This window comes from Variovorax nitratireducens, from assembly GCF_051216545.1.
Taxonomy (GTDB): domain Bacteria; phylum Pseudomonadota; class Gammaproteobacteria; order Burkholderiales; family Burkholderiaceae_C; genus Variovorax.
On the sequence record NZ_JBPJZO010000002.1, the window covers coordinates 742,653 to 761,227 of the forward strand.

Consider the following 18,575-nt stretch of genomic DNA (forward strand, 5'->3'; position numbering starts at 1 on the left):
CTGCTATTTCCTGGTGAGGGGCGCGGGCCGCGTGGCCGGGTCATAGCCTGTCGCATACCAGCGTGCCAGCAGCAGCGCCGCGGCACGCACGCGTTGCGTGTCGCGGCCCCAGCGCCGGCTGGCCGGGAGGTGGCGCAGCCAGCGCATGCGGCGCGCGGCATGCCCGATACGCTCGCGCACGGCGTCGCTGGCGTCCGCCAGCACGGCGTGCCAGTGGGCGCCGGCTGCATGCGGCGAGGCGGCGTGCACCAGTGCGGCCGTCGAGTGCAGGTAGCTGAGCCAGTCGCGCACCTGGCACTCGGGCAGTGCCAGCGTGTCGCCGGGGTCGTCCTCGAAGTCGATGTAGCCGATGGTGCCGTCGGGGCAGTGCATCAGGTTGCGCGCAAAGGCCTGGCTCAGGTAGGTGCCGTGCGCATGCACCAGCGCGATCGCGTCGAGCCCTTCGCGCCACACCGTCAGCAGTGCCTTGGGGCCGACCGCGGCCGCGTGGTCGAGCCGCTCGTTCAGCACCACCGGCGCCTGCCCGCCTTCACCGAGATCGGAAATCAGCAGTCCGTCGGCCTGCTGCGCCAGCACGGTCGGCACGCGCAGGCCCAGCGCGCCGAGCGTGCGCAGCCGGCGCGCTTCGATCGCGACGGCCGCTTCGCCGCCCGGGTTGGGCACTGGCGTGAGCACGTCCAGGCGCAGCGTGCCCGCAATCGCGGCCAGCAGGTGGTAGCGCAGCTTGCCGTGGCGCGGGCCGGCCTTCTTGAGCCAGACGCGCCGGCCGCCGAAGGCATGGCGCGCCACGGCCCGTTGCTGCTGCGGCAGCGTGGCCTGCAGGAAGGCCGCGTAGCCATCGGGTTGCGGCAGGGCCGCCAGCGCATCGAGCGGCGCTGGCGCCGAGGCGCTGCCTTTGCGGGACTGAATGCGGGTCGCGCGGTTGCGCAGGGGGTTCATCGGGTCAGGCTCAATCGTCAAAAGCCACCGGCTGGAAGCTGCGCGCCGTGGCAATCGGCCAGTGCAGCCGGAACACGCTGGGCAGCGCTTCCAGCGGCCCCAGCAGCGCGCGCGGCGGAATGCGCATGATCACGCGCGAGAGCAGGCGCACGTCGGTGTCGGAAATGCGGCGCACGATGTGCTGCGCGGTGATCTGCTGTGGGTGGGCCAGGCCCGCCGCCTGCACCAGCTCCTGCAGTGCATGCAGCGTGCTGCGATGGAAGTTGCGCACGCGCTCCGCCTTGGTGACGACCACCAGCGCCTGCTGACGCTTCGGATCCTGCGTGGTCACGCCGGTCGGGCAATGGCCGGTGTGGCACGCCTGGGCCTGGATGCAGCCCAGCGCCATCATGAAGCCGCGCGCCGCGTTGCACCAATCGGCGCCCAGCGCCATCAGCCGCGCCAGGTCGAAGGCCGAAATCACCTTGCCGGCCGCGCCGAGCTTGATGCGCTCGCGCAGGCCCACGCCGATCAGCGTGTTGTGCACCAGCGAAAGCCCTTCCTGCAGCGGCGAGCCGACATGGTCGGAGAACTCCACCGGCGCCGCGCCGGTGCCGCCTTCGGCCCCGTCGACCACGATGAAATCGGGCGTCACGCCGCTCTCGAGCATGGCCTTGACGATGGCGAACCATTCCCACGGATGGCCGAGACAGAACTTGAAGCCGACCGGCTTGCCGCCCGACAGCTGGCGCAGCCGTGCGATGAAAGCCATCATTTCAAGCGGCGTCGAAAACGCGCTGTGCGAGGCCGGCGAGATGCAGTCGACCCCCATCGGCACGCCGCGCGCGGCCGCGATCTCGGCCGTGACCTTGGGGCCCGGCAGCACGCCGCCATGGCCCGGTTTGGCGCCCTGGCTCAGCTTGAGCTCGATCATCTTCACCTGCGGCTCGTTGGCCGCCTTGGCAAAGCGCTCTTCGCTGAAGCTGCCGTCTTCGTTGCGGCAGCCGAAGTAGCCCGAGCCGATTTCCCAGATCAGGTCGCCACCGTGCACGCGGTGGTGACGCGAGATCGAGCCTTCGCCGGTGTCGTGCGCGAAGCTGCCCATCTTCGCGCCCTGGTTCAGCGCCAGGATGGCGTTGGCCGAGAGCGCGCCGAAGCTCATGGCCGAGATGTTGAACACGCTGGCGCTGTAGGGCTGCGCGCAATCCACGCCGATGACGATGCGGAAATCGTGGCTCGCCAGTTTCGTCGGCTGCATCGAATGGTTGATCCACTCGTAGCCGTGCAGGCTGACGTTGAGCTGCGTGCCGAACGGCCGGTTGTCGGGCTCGCCCTTGCTGCGCTGGTACACCAGCGAGCGTTGCGCGCGCGAGAACGGCGCCGCCTCGGCATCGCTTTCGATGAAGTACTGGCGGATCTCGGGCCGCACGTACTCCAGAAGAAAGCGGAGGTGGCCGATGACCGGGTAGTTGCGCAGGATCGCGTGGCGTGCCTGCCGCACATCGTGGACGCCGGTGCCGGTGAGCACGGCGAAAGTCGCCAGCCCGATCCAGCCGCGCCACAGCCAGGGCCACAGCAGCACCGTCGCCAGGCTGGCCAGGAGGCCGAGGACGCAGAGTGCAAAGGCGGTGTAGCGGGTCGGAAACAAGGGGGGTATGGGGTTGGAAATGATCTGTCTCCCTGGGCGTGCTGCATCATAGAGGCCCCATTTTTGCCCCGCCATGACGACAAGCCCTGAATCCTCCGCTCCCGCCGCTCCGGCCGCTCCCGGCACCACGCCGCTCGGCCCCGACGACTTCGACGTGCTCGACCGCGAACTCGACCTCATGCGCGAGACCGACGACGAAATCCCCCAGTGGGAGTTCTGCGAAGGATTCATGGCCGCGCTGATCTGCTCGCGCCGCCCGGTGCTGCCCGACGAATACTGGCCGGTGCTGCTCGGGGACGCGTTCAAGCCGGCCAAATACATGGAATTCGTCTGGCACTGGAAGCGCCGTTGGGCCGAAATCGAGCAGGGGCTCGACGCGCCGGTCGAAGCGCTCGACGACGAGCGCTGCTACCAGCCCGAGGTGCTTGATGTGCGCGGCGCCATCGCCTCGCTGCCGCCCGAAGAACAGGCCGAAACCGCAGACGAGGCGATTCCGTCGTTTGCGCAGGTGTGGGCGCTCGGCTTCATGTACGCGGTCGAGAACTGGCCCGACGACTGGGCCGCGCCGCGCGACAAGGAAGCCGCCGGCATGCTCGACGACGCGCTCGACGCCATCGTCACGCTCACCGAGGACGACAAGGGCAAGCCCACCGTGTCGATGTTCAGCGAGGACGGCCCGCCCAGCCTGAGCCAGCAGCGGCTCGATGACTTCGGCAGCGCCGTCTGGGCCGTCTACGACCTGCGGCAGTTGTGGAAAAGCATGGGCCCGCGCGTCGAAACCATCCGCAAGGAAGCCACCCCGGGGCGCAACGACCCGTGCCCTTGCGGCAGCGGCAAGAAATACAAGAAGTGCCACGGCGCGGGCTAGAGGCGAGGGCGCCGCAGCGCGCTATTTCTTGATTTCGAGCTTGTAGACGCGTTCGGTGCCGCGCGACGGTTGACTCGGCCCCAGGGGCAGCCCTTAAAAGGGAAGATCAATTGAAAGGAACGTTGCATGCGATCTCCCGCCCCGTCTCTGAGTCCGTCCGAAGCCGCGAGGCGGCTCGGCGTTTCGGCCAAGGCGCTGCGGCTCTATGAGCAGCGCGGCCTGGTGGATCCCGACCGAACCACGGCGGGATGGCGCGCCTATGGCCAGGCGGAGATGAAGCGTGCTGCCGAAATCGTCGCGCTTCGCGCCCTCGGCTTCAGCCTTGCCCAGGTGGGGCGCGTGCTGCAGGGCAATTCCCAAGGCCTGGAGCCCACCTTGGCGGCGCACCAGGAAGCGCTGGAAGCGCGACTTCGGCAACTTGCACACACTGTCGAGAAGGTTCGCGGCTTGCGAAGCGGCATCGCGCAGGGCCAGACACCGACCATTGGTGAACTGGCGGGCCTCTTGGCGCCCGTCTCCGAGATCCGCGTCGCATTCGATCTGCCGTGGCCGTGGGGTGGGGAGCGATTCGAACTTCGCGAAATCCAGCCTCTGAACTACATCATCGGCCCGCTCGGCAGCGGCAAGACCCGGCTGGCCCAATGCCTCGCCCAAGCGCTGCCCAATGCCGCCTGGCTGGGCCTTGAGCGGCTTGCAGATGGCGGTGCAGCCGCAAGATTTCGGCTGGATGGCGACCCCGCCTTTAAGTCCCGGCTCGAACAGGCGCTGGCCTGGCTGGTAGAGGATGGCGCGACGCAGTCGGATGCCCTGGTTGCATTGCTCGCCGGGCTGGAAGCAGACGGGCCGGCGGCCCTGGTCGTCGACATGATCGAACAAGGGCTGGATCAAGCCACCCAGGAGGCGCTGATGGCCCGGCTGCGCCGCCGTGGGGCCGAAGCGCGACCGATCTTCATGCTCACCCGCTCTTGCGCGATTCTCGACTTGTCTGCGGTCGGCCCGGACGAAGCCATCATCCTCTGCCCCGCGAACCACAGCCCACCCACGCAGGTCGCGCCCTATCCCGGCGCACCGGGCTATGAGGCTGTCGCCACCTGCCTGGCTTCGCCCGAAGTGCGGGCCCGAACAGCAGGGGTTGTCGCGTGGCGACAACCGGCCTGAGATGGAATCGATTCAAGCCTGTCGGGAGTCCTATGCACGCCTTGTCGTGGGGGCGGCGGGCAGTTCGAACAAGCGTTTGCTGGCGGCCTTCGCAACAGTCGAGCGGGAGCATTACCTGGGGAAAGGCCCTTGGTCGGTGTTTGGCGGCGGCGCGTATGTCACGACCGTGTCCGACGACCCGCGCCTCCTCTACCAGGACGTCCTGGTCGGCATCGCGCCGGAGCGAGGCATCAACAACGGCCAGCCGAGCCTGCACGCGCGTTGTCTCGCAGCGGTTGCGCCAATGCCGGGCGATCAGGTGCTGCACATTGGCGCGGGCACCGGCTACTACACAGCCATCCTTGCGCAGATGGTCGCTGCCAGCGGAACGGTCATCGGCTATGAAATCGCCGCCGATCTGGCCGAGCGCGCCCGCGCAGCCCTGGCGCCGGCACCGAACGTACGCATCGTCTGCGCCTCTGCGGCGCAAGGGGAATTGCCGGCGTCAGACGTCATCTATGTGAGCGCGGGTGCGACGCACCCTTTGCCGGAGTGGCTCGATGCATTGAAGATCGGTGGGCGCCTGGTCTTTCCGATGACCACCAACTCCGGCCACGGGCTCATGCTTGCCGTTTCCAGGCACAGCGCCGCGAGTTATGCCGCTTCGTTCCTCAGCTTCGTTGCATTCATCCCGTGCATTGGCGCCCGCAGCGACGTCGCGTCGAAAGCGCTCTCCGAAGCCATGGCGACCAAGTCGCCACGCACCATCAGGTCACTTCGACGCACAGGCCAGCCGGATGCCTCGGCGTGGTGCGTCGGTGAAGGCTGGTGGCTGTCGAGTGCCGGCATCTGAAGAAGTTCCTTCTCCTGGCCCTCCAAGGGTCACAAGCATGTCAACGGCTTGACACGACACATGGCCAGCATTGCGCGCATTCCATCACTCGACCGAGCAATGACATGCATTCGATTCTGTCCTTCGTGCGGCACGCCCTCACGCCGCTCACCGCGTCCTTGCTGCTGACCGCCGGTGCCGCTCATGCGCAGTTGCTGATCGGCTGGGCCCAGATGCCGGCCGCCACCTTCGCCGACGGCCCGACATCCGGACAGTTCACCGCGCCCAACCCCTACGGCACGAACGTGCCGCCGTACGTCGACAAGCAGCCCGTGCAGGGCTTTTCGGGCGTGCTGGAGGGGCCGCGCAAGGACGTGTTCCAGTTCCTGGTCGACAACGGCTTCGGCTCGCAGGGGAACTCGGCCGACGCGCTGCTGCGCAGCTATGCGCTGCACATCCTCTGGCGCACGCCCAAGGGCGGCCGCGGCACGATCGAGCCGGCCGACCTGGACAGCGGCAAGATCCGCCCACGGTTCGACGCGCGCACGCGACTGCAGTTGAACGATGCGGAGCGCAAGCTGACGATCCCGATCCAGGCCGACTACGCGAACTACTACAACAATCCAGTCAATGCGCCGGTCGACCGCGCTATCCGTGCCGGCCGCCTCCTCACCGGCGCCGACTTCGATGTCGAGTCGTTCCGCCGCGACCGCCAGGGCAACTACTGGTTCGGCGACGAGTTCGGCCCTTACCTGATCAAGACCGACGCGAACGGCACCGTGCTGCGCAGCGAGATCTCGCTGCCGGGCGTCTACGCGCCCCAGCACAAGGACGTGATCGCAGGCAAGGTGACGGCAAACCTGCCGAGCTCGGGCGGCTTCGAAGGCATGGCGATCAACAAGAGCGAGACCAAGCTCTACACGCTGCTCGAAGGCCTGGTGGCTGGCGACTCCAACAAGTCGCGCCGCATCAACGAATTCGATCTCGCGAATGAACGCTACACCGGTCGCAGCTACGTCTATCCGCTCGAGGTGAACGGCACCAACATCGGCGACATGGTCGCGGTCGACGATGGCCGCTTCATCGTGCTCGAGCGCAACGGCAGCACGGCCACCTCGCCGAATTCGACCCCATTCAAGAAGGTGTTCCTGATCGACCTGGAGGGTGTGCCTGACGGCGGCACGGTGCGCAAGACCGAGCTCGTCGATCTGATGAACCTCGCCGATCCGTTCGACCTGAACGCCGACGGCCAGACGGTCTTCACGTTCCCGTACACGACGATCGAGGACGTGCTGGTGCTTGACCCCCGCACGATACTTGTCGTCAACGACAACAACTTTCCGTATGGCGGCGGACGCGAGCTGGCGTCCGACAACACCGAGTTCCTGAAGATCCGTCTGCCGTTCTCGCTGAAGAACGACGACGGAAACCACGGTCACCATGGCCAAAACGACCATGATCAGGGCCAGGGCCGCGGCGTCCTGCGCGATCGCGACCTTCGCGCAGGAAGCTACGACTGGGACGACGAATGAGCGAACGATCGCTTCCCTGATCGGAAGAAGCGATCAGCTGAACAAGCTGTCACGCGCATGACTCAATCGACATCCATCCTCAGTTGTGGGGATGGCTTTCGCCGGCCCCCGCACCATGCTTCGAACTGCGGGCAAATCTGTCTTCGACCGCAGTGAATCACAGCGAGAGGGAAGAGAGATGGAGGCGATACAACCGGATGCATTCCGAAAGCTCGTCGAGTCGACCAAGGTCGAACGAGCGCATGTCCGCCGTCTCGTGGCTTCGGGGCTTTGGCAGCAGGCCGAACGCGATTCCAACCGATTTCGTGAATTCGCGGCGAAGCGTTTTCAGAACCGCGGCCGCAGCGGCGCTGAAGCGCAACAAGGCGATACGCTCGACTACCAACCTGCAAGCTTTCTTTCTGAGGGAGCGACCATTCGGCGCGCCGTGGCCTATGTTGAAGTGACGTTCGGCGCGCGCAGCACGATCGGAACCGGGTTCTTGGTGAGCCCGCGGCTGTTTCTCACCAACCAGCATGTGATCCTGAACGCCCAGGCCGCCATGGGCGCAACAATCACCTTCGACCGAGAGCTCGATGAGCTCGGTCGGCCGAGACCCACGACGTCGTTCACCTTGGATGCCGCGAGCTTCGCGCTGTTTTCGGACGAACCCGATCTCGACTACGCGCTGGTCGCATTGGGCCCACGGCTGTCGGGAGAGGGTGACATCTCGGACTTCGGCTTCTGCCCGCTGTCGAATGCACCGGACAAGCATGTTGTTGGAATGAGCACGAACATCATCCAGCACCCGGAGGGGCAACGAAAGCTCATCACGATCCGGAAGAACACCCTGGTTGCCCGCACGCCGAGAACACTTCTGTACGAGACCGACACGGAGGTCGGTTCGTCCGGATCGCCGGTTTTCAACGACGACTGGGAAGTCGTCGCCCTGCATCACTACGGCGAGCCGTTTCTCGAGCGAGTAGATGATCAGGGCAAGCCGATTCCGCTGACGGTCAACGAGGGTATCCGGATCAGTGCCCTTGTGAACGACCTCGCCAAGCGTCGCGTCGATATACCCGCGGCATGGCAGCCCCTGCTCGATCAAGCGCTTGAACTCGGCGTTCAGGCTTCCGCTTCCTCGGCTGCACCGAAGCTTGGCCAGCCCAAACCAAAGCCGAAGCCGCTTGAGCCACGGCCCGAGTCGCTCGTTCAACCCACCACTGAAAAGGGGGCTGTCATGAATGGACTGAAAACCGGCACTGCCGTCGAGATCGTCATTCCTCTACGCATCAGCGTGAGTCTGGACGGCACGACCGGCGGACAGGTCGGAATGGGCGTCACTCCGCCGGCAGCGAATCCCGCAGCGCCTTCACTCGGGCGGCGTGCCGAAGCAGTTCGAGTTGATACCGACTACGCGAACCGATCGGGATACGACCCCACCTTCATTCCGGGTACCGCGATTCCGTTGCCCGACCTCAAGGGGGAGACGGCGAACTCGCTCGCCCCGCTCCGCGCTGGCGAAGCCGACGCCGCCGAGGGCGAACTGAAGTACGAGCACTTCAGCGTAAAGATGAATCGCTTCAAGCAGATGGCGATCTTCACCGCCACGAACATCGATGGGGAGACCTACCTCGCGGTGGACAGGAAGACCGGCGAAGTGAGCAGAGCGGAAGGAGAAACCTGGTTCCGCGATCCTCGAATCAGTGAGAGCTTCTTTCTGAATCAAGACTTCTACTCAGCTTGGTCGAGCTACTTTGACCGCGGACATCTCACTCGACGCACAGACCCGACCTGGGGATCCGATGAGGAAGCTGTTCGCGCCAACGCCGACACGTTCCACTTCACGAACTGTTCGCCTCAACACTTTCGCTTCAACCAGACAACCAAGTTCTGGCAAGGCGTTGAGCGATACGTTCTCGAGACCGGGATCCTCGCCCAGGACTCCAAACGCCGGATGTGCGTCTTTCAGGGGCCGATCTTCGACGACTCCATCGACCGGACGGCCGACGATGTGCAAATACCCTCGTCCTTCTTCAAAGTCGTTGTTTGGCGCGGCAAGGAGAGGTTGAAGGCGGTGGGTCTGGTCGTCGACCAGAGTGCCCTTCTCGACGAGGCTCGCGTCAACTTGGGACTGCCCCGCTCCCCATCCTTCGTCAACGTCAATCATTGGCGGGTGGCCATCAAGACCATAGAGAAGCGGACGGGTCTGGACTTTGGACAGGCAGTTCGCGACGCCGACACAGTCACGCAGAGCCAACAGCCCGGCGCTGGAGCAGAGGCATTGCAGGGGACGCTCATTCACTCACTCGCCGACATCGCGTTGTAGGAGCCGAGCCTCAAGGCAATGCAGGAGCCTGATGGCCAGGTCTGGCCGACAACACAAATGCGCCGTTACTGACAGCGGTGGCCCGTCGCTGGTGCATAACCAGTTCATGCCGCGGGTACGGCATTTGCATAAGGAGGCAGTCATGCTGACCACCGATCAGAAAGAGACCATCCTTCGCCGGGCGGGCATTGCCATCCCTGGCTTTTCGGCGCCTGGCGGGGACGCCCAGCTTCAGCAAGCCGATGGTCAGTTGCTCGTGAAGGGCAACTTGCAGGCCGACAGCCGCGCCAGTGCCTCCGAGCAGCGAACGCAAACCATCGATGCCCTGTTCGCCGACTATTCGGCGCGCCGCGCGGCGAAGAGCCTGAATGATGCTGATGCGGCACGGCGAGCCGGCGGACTCGGCATCGGCTGGGGTGGGCCAGTCTTCTGAGCGCCGGCTTAAATCCGATGCGGCCTTATCGACGCGACTCAACCCAGAACCAGATCGCGGCGCCGATGGCGAGCCACAGAACCACGACGAAGACCGCGCCGGCCCGGCTGCTGGGCTTGGACCCATTCGTCTGCATCCATTCGTCGGCCTGGCCGCGACATTCCGCCAGGACTTCAGGCGGCAATAGTTTGATGGCTAGCCAGATAAGGCCGGGAAGCAGCAGCATATCGTCGACGTAGCCGAGCACCGGGATAAAGTCTGGAATCAGGTCGATGGGACTCAACGCATAGGCCACCACGAACAGAACGAGCGCCTTGGCGTACCAAGGCGTTCCGAGATTCTTTCTGGCAAACCACAAAGTCACGCCGTCGCGTTTGATCCGTTTTGCCCAGGTCTTCAAGTGGTTGCTGATGCTCACAAGCGCAAGAGCTATGTGCAGGCACGGACGCGAAACGTGTTTCGACCTGCGTACTTGGCGTCGTACAACGCTGCATCGGCGGCGGCCATGAGCTCGCCCGGGGACGAGGCTTCGTCGTCGTCGCGCAACAGGCCCACACCGATGCTGGCCGTGGCGGTCACGGTGCCGCTCGCCAAGACAATCGGTGCCTGCATGGCCGCAACGATCTTGCTTGCAATCAGCTCGGCCTCGTCGTTGTTGTGCAACTGTTCGAGCACCATGACGAACTCGTCGCCGCCCAGGCGCGCGACCGTGTCGCTGATTCGCACCGCGCCCTTCAGTCGATCCGCGAACTCTTTGAGAACCGTGTCGCCGGTGGCATGGCCCTGGGTGTCGTTGATCGTCTTGAAGTGGTCGATGTCGATGTACAGCAGCGCCAGCGCCAGCTTCGTGCGCTCGGAGCGCGCCAGCGCCTCCCGCAGTTTGTCCTCGAACTGCAGGCGATTGGGCAGGCCGGTCAGATGATCGACGCGGGCGAGCTGCAACAGTTGAGTCTCGACTGCCTTTGACTCGGAGATGTCCATGGTCAGCTCGTACAGGCCGACCACCGATCCGTCACTCGCCAAGTCTGGCACATAGGTGCTTCGCAGGTGGCGCTGGCGCCCGCCCCGCTCCGACTCGCGCTCATGGCTGAGGCGCTGTCCGGTGCGCAGCGCCTCGTCCAAGAAGGGCTTACGCGCCATGTAGGAGGCTTCGCCGAAGCATTCGCTGAAGTGCTTGCCGATCATGCTTTCGGGCCGAATGCCGAACCAGTCCGCATAGGTCTCGTTGGCGAACACCAGGCGGTGCGCGTGATCGATGTACGTAATGAGCGCGGGCATGTTGTTCGCGATCAGGCGAAGGCGTTGCTCGTTCGCGGCAAGGCCGGCCTCCGCGGCCTTGCGCTCGGTGACATCGCGCAGCATGACCTGCGTCTGCCAATGGCCGCGTGCGTCGCAATGGCGCGCAGTCTGTGCCTCGACATGCAGTTGGGCGCCGTCGTTGCGAGTCAGGCGCAGGTCCTGCTGCGTCGCCCCGGGCAGGGCAGCGTCGGCGATCACTTGCACCAGCGCTGCGCCGTTGCCCTGCGGCAGTTCAACCAGATGGCGACCGAGGACCTCGGATGGCTTCACCTTGAGCATGGCACCGGCTGCCGGATTGAGCGCACCGATGCGGCCGTCGGGGCCCACCAGCAGGATGCCCTCGTTCGCGTGTTGGAACAACGCGGCCTGCTGGCGTCGGCTCGATAGTAGCTCTGCGGTCAGACCGCAGATCAGCACGCTGGTGCAGGCCTGTGCGGTGATGTAGCTCCACAGGGCAAGTAGCCCCGTGTGTCCGTCGTGGCCCGCGAACGGACCGACGCCTTGCGCGGTACCCCAGGCCGCCGCAGCCGACAGGAGCAACACAGACAGCGATGCCGCCAGCACCCCCGCGCGGAGCGCGAGCACAGCCGTGACGAATAGCGGGAGCGACAGCAGCGGGAACAGCAGTGCCGGCGCGATCCAGGTCGAGAAGGTCAGGAGGCTGCACACCAGCACTACGGTCAACAACGCGACGTTGAAGGCGCCGCGCCGGCCGCCGAAGGTCTCTCGCGCGGTCGCGCGCGTTATGGCCAGCAGGGGCACGCCGCCAAGCAGCGCACCCACCGCATCACCGACCCACCAGGACGTCCAGGCCGGTCCCCATTGCGACATCGGCAATAGGCCGGCCAGGCGCAGCCAGGTCGTGCCATTGCTCGCGGTAACCACCATGCCGGCCAAGACCGCGACCAGGTACAGACCCAGGTCAACGCGGCGCGTCAACGCGCAATCGAAACCCAGGCGCCGCAGCACCAGAGCGGAAAGCCACGGACCCAGCGCATTCCCGATTGCGATACCCAACCCCATCCACAGCGGGCCGCCGATCGCGACATTGGCGGCGAAGGCGGCGGCAAAGATGCTTGCCGACATCAGTCCGCCCCATCGCATGTAGGCGGCTACGGCAATACCGGTGGGCAGCCACATGAGCGAAATATGTGTGCCGACGTAGGGTATGAGCAGCCCCAGGCGCGCCGTGAGGTAGTAGGCGATGCCGACGCAAAGTAGCCGTAAGGCAAGCAACCCTGGAGCATCGAGCGCGGCCACGACGGTCAGTGAAGGTGCGTGGCTGCCCGCGAGCAGGCCGGCCGGGGGCGGCCTATTCATGCAGTCCATCCGCGGCGTCGGCAAGTATTCGCAGATCTGGTGTCATTGCAGCCTTTGCACTGATGCCCCGTGGATGCAGGCCAAGCTAGTATCCTGCTGATCGGGGTGGGCGTGTGGCGGAAATGGATGCGCTGGAGGCCGGCAGTGGATGCGGCGGAAGTGATTGATGGGGCGCAAGTCAATGCGCCAGCATAGAGAGCGCGTCTAAGACTGCCTTGATCTGCATCAAATGCGCGCGTTCAGGCTCTTGACGGAAAGCCTACGGTGCTGCGCATTGATGCCGGCAAGAACGGATTTGTTCTGCCCCACCGCGGAACGCGCCCGATGACTGCCCAGGGTCTTTGATGCAGCATGGCGGGGTTCACCGTCCTGCTGACAAACCGGTTATGGCGAAAGTCCGCATTGTTTTGCCCTGAGTAGCAGCTTAGGGCCCACAAGAGACGCTCAGCTGCTCCAAACCAGACGCTCACCGAACAAGTAGATTCAGCATTTGCCGAACTTTCCTCGCTCGCATGCCGACATCGAAGATGGACACCATGAGCCTTGACACCTGAGGCGATAGGGCTGATCGATTAAACCCCGAGACTGTGCATGGCCTGCAGGCACTATTGAAGGTTCTCGGCTGGTCGACCGACCTTCTCGTCGGGCAGACGGCACGCCTGACCTTTCCTCTTACGGCACTCATGGAAGATGCTGAATGCCTGAAGCTTCTTCTCGACCACTTCCCATTGACAGGCTTCCTGCCAGTACGCGGGCCAGGAACCTCCAGCGCTTTGCCCCTGACTCTTGCAGGCGCGCTCAGCAGCACGCACTACCCGGCCGACGCGATAGTCTGCGCTTGCCGCAAGGGCTGACCGGAAAAGCTGACGCTGCAGTTCCGCATTTGCGACGGTTATGCACGCAGCCGAGCCTTTACCACTTCCAGTGTTGCATGGGTTATCACGCCCATAGTTCCACCCGGAAGCCACGTAGACGGTTTCTCCCGTAATGCCGTCGATTAGCTCAAATGAACCCGAGCCGCCGTCTGCTCGCCAAGCCACCGCGATGTCGACCTCGGCGCGAAGCGGATTCTCATCGCTGCTCTTGCCCGCACATGGACCATTTCCGCTGCCACTGAGTAGGAGCGATACGTGGTAGGTGCGACCTCTACCGACCTCATCCTTCATTGAAGACCCAACCACCGTAGACCGGAATTCGCCGCACATGGGAATCGATACCCGCTCGGGTTGCATCACCAGCAGTTCACCAATGCCGCCCGGAGGCTGAGAGTAGGTGAGCGTCCATGTACCGCATTGCGGACAATCCAATGGCGCTGAATGGCCGGCCGCCCATGTGGAAGAACAGTGAAATGTGGCAGCCGTCAAGATTGCGTAAAAAGCGCTGCGTTTCGGCTTCATTTGAGTTTTGAGAGTGTGTTCGTGGCGACTTGAGGGGGCTGGTTCCTTGGCCGCGTCAAGGAGTCTATTGGCCCCGTGTGAAGCCTGCGCGAACTCAATTTGAAGTCTCTAAGAGCCTTGATCGCACCATCTGTGCGCCACTTCGAACGTCTGCTGCTGGCCGACAAGAGCCGGTCTGCGACTGAGCACCACCGTGCTCACGAAAGCTCTCAGTTCCGCGCACGCTCGTCAAAAGGCTCTGCGCGCGACCGTTTTAAAACACCCGTTTTCCATACGCTGCCTTGGTTCCCCGGTCACGTGAATGTCGCGCAGGGTCGGCAACGGCGTGGCTAGAACTTAACCCAGACGCTCACGCTCCCGCCCACCAGATCACAGGTACGAGACGATTGCGGCCAGCCAGAGCAAGCCAAACAGGACATACGCCCACGCAGCCGAGATCTGAAGTTTGTCGAGCCATTGAGGCGTGGTGCGAAGAGGACCAAGCACCAACGAAATAATTGCTTGGCCGCCGTTCAGCGTGGGCAATGGAAGCAAATTGAAAGCCGCGATCTTCGCAGCCGCGACGCCAAGCAGAGGCCAGAACCCGTACTGAATCAGTTCTCCCAACCTGCGCAGTAGCTGATGCGCGACGTCGTGGTCGACGGCTCCCTCGAGGAACTGCCGAAACCCGGCACTCGTGCTTCCCAACGCGTCGCCGCCGCGGACACATACCGCCAGAATCAAGAGCGCAAGCGGCCCTGACAACGGAATGATGGCCTGCACACACCGTGGCTTCAGATTGAGGGCATCAGATGGGTTGTCCGCGTCGCTCAAGCCGGCGGCCTCCAAGCGCGTGTCGCGAAGTTGAACTGAACCGCCGAACGGCAGCGCCTTGAGCGTCCATTTGCCGGATGACCAGATCACCGGCCCCCAGCCCAGCACGACCTCTCGCACGGTCACTCCGAACGCATCGGCAACTGCCGCCATGACAGCGATATGAACTGCGGCAAGAACTGCGAGAACAGCGATGAATGTGATGAGCGACGACAAGCTGGCTCCGGGGATTTGGCGATGCTGATGGCGTGAAGAAAGTCACCGATGTGGCGCGTTCGACATCAGCCTCCGTCCGATGTCGAACGCGCACCCGGTACCGCAACAAAATACTACATAAGATAAGCGACTTCGAGGGAAGTGGAGAAGACATTGATGATCGTCGGGATCGATTTGGGAACGACCAACAGCCTGGTCGCAGTATGGAGAGACGGAAAAGCAACCCTCATGCCCAATGCCATGGGTGACATGCTGACCCCTTCGTGCGTCAGCCTGGATGAAGATGGCACCGTGTTGGTGGGACGCGCTGCTCGGGAGCGCCTCCAAACACATCCGGAACGCACCGCTGCGAACTTCAAGCGGTACATGGGCAGCGACAAGACGTTGACCTTAGGTGATCGCGATTTCCGTCCGGAAGAACTTTCCTCGCTGGTCTTGCGGGCCTTAAAGGCGGATGCGGAGGCCTTTCTCGGCCAGCCCGTCGAGGAGGCGGTTATCACCGTGCCAGCGTATTTTTCGGATGCCCAGCGCAAGGCGACTCGCGCGGCCGGCCGGCTCGCCGGCCTGCGGGTCGAGCGCATGCTAAACGAACCCACCGCGGCGGCGTTGGCGTACGGCTTGCACCAGCAAGATGCCGAAACACGCTTCATGGTCTTCGACCTAGGAGGCGGTACGTTCGACGTATCCATCCTGGAAATGTTTGAGGGCGTAATGGAGGTGCGCGCGTCCGCAGGTGACAACTTCCTTGGCGGCGAGGACTTTCTGCAGGCTCTGGTGGACCTATTCATCGAACGAAAGGAATTGCCCTCTTTCGTACGAAGGGACGGTCGCTTCATGCAAAGACTGGTGAGCGCAGCGGAACGAGCCAAGCGCGACCTGAGCGAACAGCCCAAAACCACGTTATCTGTGGAACGGGAGGACAAGACGCTCACGCTGGCGATCGACGAGCCGATGCTCGAGCATGCCTCCGCGACGCTGCTCAAGCGGCTGCGCGCACCCGTGGAAAGAGCTCTGCGAGACGCCAACCTCCGAAGCGCCATGCTCGACAACATCGTGCTTGCAGGTGGCGCTACCCGCATGCCCTTGGTCCGGCGCCTTGTGACCACGATGTTCGGTCGCTTTCCCGCGATCGACTTTAATCCCGACGAAGTCGTGGCCTTGGGCGCCGCGGTCCAGGCGGGTCTGAAGGCTAAGGACGCCGCACTGAAGGAAGTCGTCATGACGGACGTCTCCCCCTACTCGCTCGGCGTCGCGATCAGCAAACGGATGCCCGACGGCAGTTCTACCCACGGGCATTTCGATCCGATCATCGAGCGCAATACAACGGTGCCGGTCAGTCGGATGAAGAACTACATTCCCACTTCGGCCAGCCAAGTCTTCATCGACCTCCGAATCTTCCAAGGTGAGTCTCGCATGGTCAGCGACAACATCCACCTCGGAGACTTGCGTGTGGAGTTGCCGGGCGCAAGCCCGGAAGAATCTGCAGTGGACGTCCGATTCACCTATGACGTCAACGGCCTGCTGCAAGTCGAGGCCACTGTGTTGAAGACGCGCAAGACCTTCAACGTGGTGATCGAGGGCAATCCGGGCTTGCTCACGGAGAACGAGATCACCGAACGCCTCGCTGCCATGAGCGAGTTGAAGATCCACCCGCGAGACACACTGGAGAATCGCACTGTCCTTGCGCGGGCGGAGCGCATCTACGCCCAGTTGCGCGGCACTGCGCGCGAGTGGCTGAGCGAGCAGATCTTGCAGTTCGAGGCGAGCCTTGCGACCCAGAACGCTCGCGTCGTTGGTCAGGCGCGAGCGCGCCTGGAGGAGCAACTGAACCAGCTTGAGCGCAGCGCGGCGGTGCTCAACGAGGATGAAGGCTGAAAGCCAGCTCGTGGAAGACTCCCTTCCCCCGTTTTTTGCCAGGCTGGGGCTGGACCAGGCTGCAGACGAACGCGCGATACGCCGGGCTTACGCTCGTCTCCTCAAGCAGACCGATCAGGAAACGGATTCGGACGGCTTCCAATCGCTGCGCCAAGCCTATGAGGTCGCACTGCTCTGGCTAGCCCAACAACGTCAGCAGGCAGAAGGGGCGACAAACGTCGAACCTCCTTCCCCGGATACCGCGGACTCCGGCACCGCGGCGACCTCGTCGACTTCCGGAGCCACGGAGAACAAGCCGCCTTCCGTTTCAGACTCGGCCCAGCCCGGTTCGCCGGCTAGCGGGTCAGCCTCAAGACCAGTGGAGACTGAGGCGCGAGCGACTCGAGCGTCGGCCGCGAATGATTCGGAACAAGCCGCGCGTGGTGTTCTGCAAGAGCTGCGTGACAAGCTCTCAACGGGATGGCCCAAGGATCGGGTTGCTGCGCGTGCGTGGCTGGACGCGACCCTCGAAGGCGATCGACTGGTCGACATGGACGCACGATTCCTCTTCGAATGGGGCGTAGCTGGCACGCTCGCCGATGGGTGGGGTCCCGGGAAGGAGAACTTGTTCGGACCGGCCATCGACTGCTTCGGCTGGCGAGAAGATCGTGGTCGGCTCACTGCATTCAATCGCGCCGGCGGCATTGTGGCCGCGGCGATTGCCGAACTCGAGTTCTTCGACAGCCTGCCCGACAACGCTCGCGCAGCGCAGCGCGATCTCATCCGCAGACTGCGTGAGAACAAGCGCCCCGGCACGTCTTTCCTGCTCGGGCAGATGCCCTTGCTAGACCACATCTCGCAGCTCTATCCCCATTGGCTGCATCTCATCACCGACACTCACAACATCGAGCGATGGCGTGAATGGGCAGCGCAAATTCCGAAGTGGCGCGGCTGGATGTCTCGTCCGCCTCGCAGAAAAGCCGCGCAACCGCGCGCGGAGAAGAGCGGGCCGCGATTCGGATGGGTGTTCGTTGCACTGCTCGTCCTGAGCGGGCTGGGACGCCTTTTCGGTTCGTCAACCTCGCTACCGCCCGCGCAGACACCGGCGAGCTATAGCCCGGTGGGAAGCGCAAGACCGCTATCGCAGCCAACCCAACGATTCGGCTCCGCCGACTCCAGCGTGGACGAGCTGCTCAAGGGTGCGTCATCTCCTGGCTCGCCCACGCCCATTCCGCGCGCCGATCCCAAGCCGCTTCCTCTGAATAGCGGTTTGCCCGCAACGGCGCGCCCAGCCGTCGCTGCGGCATACCTTGTCCCGCCAAGAGCGACTTACCCAAACATTGCCAAGCGCATGGGACAAGAAGGCCAAGTCGTTGTGATGGCAATCGTCGATCCGGATGGCAAGGTTCGCCGCGCCCAGGTGCAGACAAGTTCGGGACACGCAGTTTTGGACGAGGCAGCAACGACTGCGGTACTGAACGCAACGTTTTTGGCGGCAAGGGATGCCGCGGGCAAGCCCATCGCCAGCACCTACAAGATCCCCATCAACTTCAAACTGACGGACGGCCAGGGCATCACTGCGCGCGCGCCGCGAAGCTACGGCGAGGCGGTTCGAGACACCGTGCTTCCCTACATCATCTTCGGGGATCCGGTGAGCGGCAATCCCGCCGCAGAAGTGACGCTCAAGCTCATGCAGGATGGTCGAATTCAGGATCACAAGCTCACGAAATCGAGTGGAAACAAGGCATGGGATGCTGCCGTGCTTCGCGCCATTCAACGCGTGCCCAGATTGCCAGCCGATCAGAACGGCAAGGTACCTCCGGAGATGGTCATCGCTTTCCGTCCAAAGGCGTGAGTTCTAGCGACGCTGCTGAAGCCGGAGATTGATCGATTTTTCTCGCCGTTCAGTCATTGAGTCGACAATTCCCAATCTGCAGTGGAGCCGCGCGCCGCGACCGTCCGGTATCCGGCGAATTCTGCGGCGCGGCCGAGCGGCCGGC

Annotated in this window: 14 protein-coding genes; 8 read left to right on the forward strand and 6 right to left on the reverse strand. The window is 63.9% G+C overall.

Features of this window, described 5'->3' with window-relative positions; genetic code table 11:
- Positions 1-3 precede the first annotated feature (3 nt).
- Positions 4-939 (reverse strand): BUD32 family EKC/KEOPS complex subunit, encoded by a 936-nt coding sequence (locus ACSFA8_RS08810; protein WP_435479104.1) that lies wholly within the window; start codon positions 937-939, stop codon positions 4-6.
- Between the two features lie 10 nt (positions 940-949).
- Entirely contained in the window at positions 950-2,641 is a 1,692-nt protein-coding gene (locus tag ACSFA8_RS08815) for an FMN-binding glutamate synthase family protein (RefSeq protein ID WP_435479105.1), read from the reverse strand.
- Between ACSFA8_RS08815 and ACSFA8_RS08820 the strand changes: the two genes are divergently transcribed.
- The 6 genes from ACSFA8_RS08820 to ACSFA8_RS08845 all read left to right on the forward strand — a co-directional run bounded on the left by ACSFA8_RS08820 (position 2,640) and on the right by ACSFA8_RS08845 (position 9,676).
- A complete protein-coding gene (locus ACSFA8_RS08820; RefSeq protein WP_435479106.1) occupies positions 2,640-3,434 on the forward strand; it encodes a UPF0149 family protein in 795 nt (264 codons plus the stop codon). The genes ACSFA8_RS08815 and ACSFA8_RS08820 overlap by 2 nt on opposite strands.
- A 126-nt stretch (positions 3,435-3,560) precedes the next feature.
- Positions 3,561-4,592: a MerR family transcriptional regulator gene (locus ACSFA8_RS08825; RefSeq protein ID WP_435479107.1), complete on the forward strand. Its 1,032-nt coding sequence runs from the start codon at positions 3,561-3,563 to the stop codon at positions 4,590-4,592.
- A 76-nt stretch (positions 4,593-4,668) separates the two neighbouring features.
- Positions 4,669-5,424, forward strand: a complete 756-nt coding sequence (locus ACSFA8_RS08830; protein ID WP_435479108.1) for a protein-L-isoaspartate O-methyltransferase family protein — start codon at positions 4,669-4,671, stop codon at positions 5,422-5,424.
- Positions 5,425-5,528: 104 nt separating this feature from the next.
- Positions 5,529-6,935, forward strand: a complete 1,407-nt coding sequence (locus ACSFA8_RS08835; protein ID WP_435479109.1) for an esterase-like activity of phytase family protein — start codon at positions 5,529-5,531, stop codon at positions 6,933-6,935.
- 178 nt (positions 6,936-7,113) lie between these two features.
- Positions 7,114-9,243, forward strand: a complete 2,130-nt coding sequence (locus ACSFA8_RS08840) for a DNA/RNA non-specific endonuclease (RefSeq protein WP_435479110.1) — start codon at positions 7,114-7,116, stop codon at positions 9,241-9,243.
- Positions 9,244-9,385: 142 nt separating this feature from the next.
- Entirely contained in the window at positions 9,386-9,676 is a 291-nt protein-coding gene (locus tag ACSFA8_RS08845; protein WP_435479111.1) for a hypothetical protein, read from the forward strand.
- A gap of 25 nt (positions 9,677-9,701) precedes the next feature.
- Here the strand turns inward: ACSFA8_RS08845 and ACSFA8_RS08850 are convergent, their stop codons facing one another.
- The 4 genes from ACSFA8_RS08850 to ACSFA8_RS08865 form a co-directional block, all read right to left on the reverse strand.
- Positions 9,702-10,094 (reverse strand): YkvA family protein, encoded by a 393-nt coding sequence (locus ACSFA8_RS08850; protein ID WP_435479112.1) that lies wholly within the window; start codon positions 10,092-10,094, stop codon positions 9,702-9,704.
- Between the two features lie 11 nt (positions 10,095-10,105).
- A complete protein-coding gene (locus tag ACSFA8_RS08855; protein WP_435479113.1) occupies positions 10,106-12,235 on the reverse strand; it encodes a diguanylate cyclase domain-containing protein in 2,130 nt (709 codons plus the stop codon).
- Between the two features lie 665 nt (positions 12,236-12,900).
- Positions 12,901-13,692: a hypothetical protein gene (locus tag ACSFA8_RS08860; protein WP_435479114.1), complete on the reverse strand. Its 792-nt coding sequence runs from the start codon at positions 13,690-13,692 to the stop codon at positions 12,901-12,903.
- A 369-nt stretch (positions 13,693-14,061) separates the two neighbouring features.
- Positions 14,062-14,721 (reverse strand): site-2 protease family protein, encoded by a 660-nt coding sequence (locus tag ACSFA8_RS08865; RefSeq protein ID WP_435479115.1) that lies wholly within the window; start codon positions 14,719-14,721, stop codon positions 14,062-14,064.
- A 156-nt stretch (positions 14,722-14,877) separates the two neighbouring features.
- Here ACSFA8_RS08865 and ACSFA8_RS08870 point away from each other — a divergent pair, with 156 nt between their 5' ends.
- Complete coding sequence (locus ACSFA8_RS08870) at positions 14,878-16,596, forward strand: Hsp70 family protein (protein ID WP_435479116.1); 1,719 nt, start codon at positions 14,878-14,880, stop codon at positions 16,594-16,596.
- On the forward strand, positions 16,586-18,430 hold the full coding sequence (locus tag ACSFA8_RS08875) for a TonB family protein (RefSeq protein WP_435479117.1): 1,845 nt from the start codon (positions 16,586-16,588) through the stop codon (positions 18,428-18,430). The genes ACSFA8_RS08870 and ACSFA8_RS08875 overlap by 11 nt, the downstream gene beginning before the upstream one ends.
- Positions 18,431-18,575: the final 145 nt, after the last annotated feature.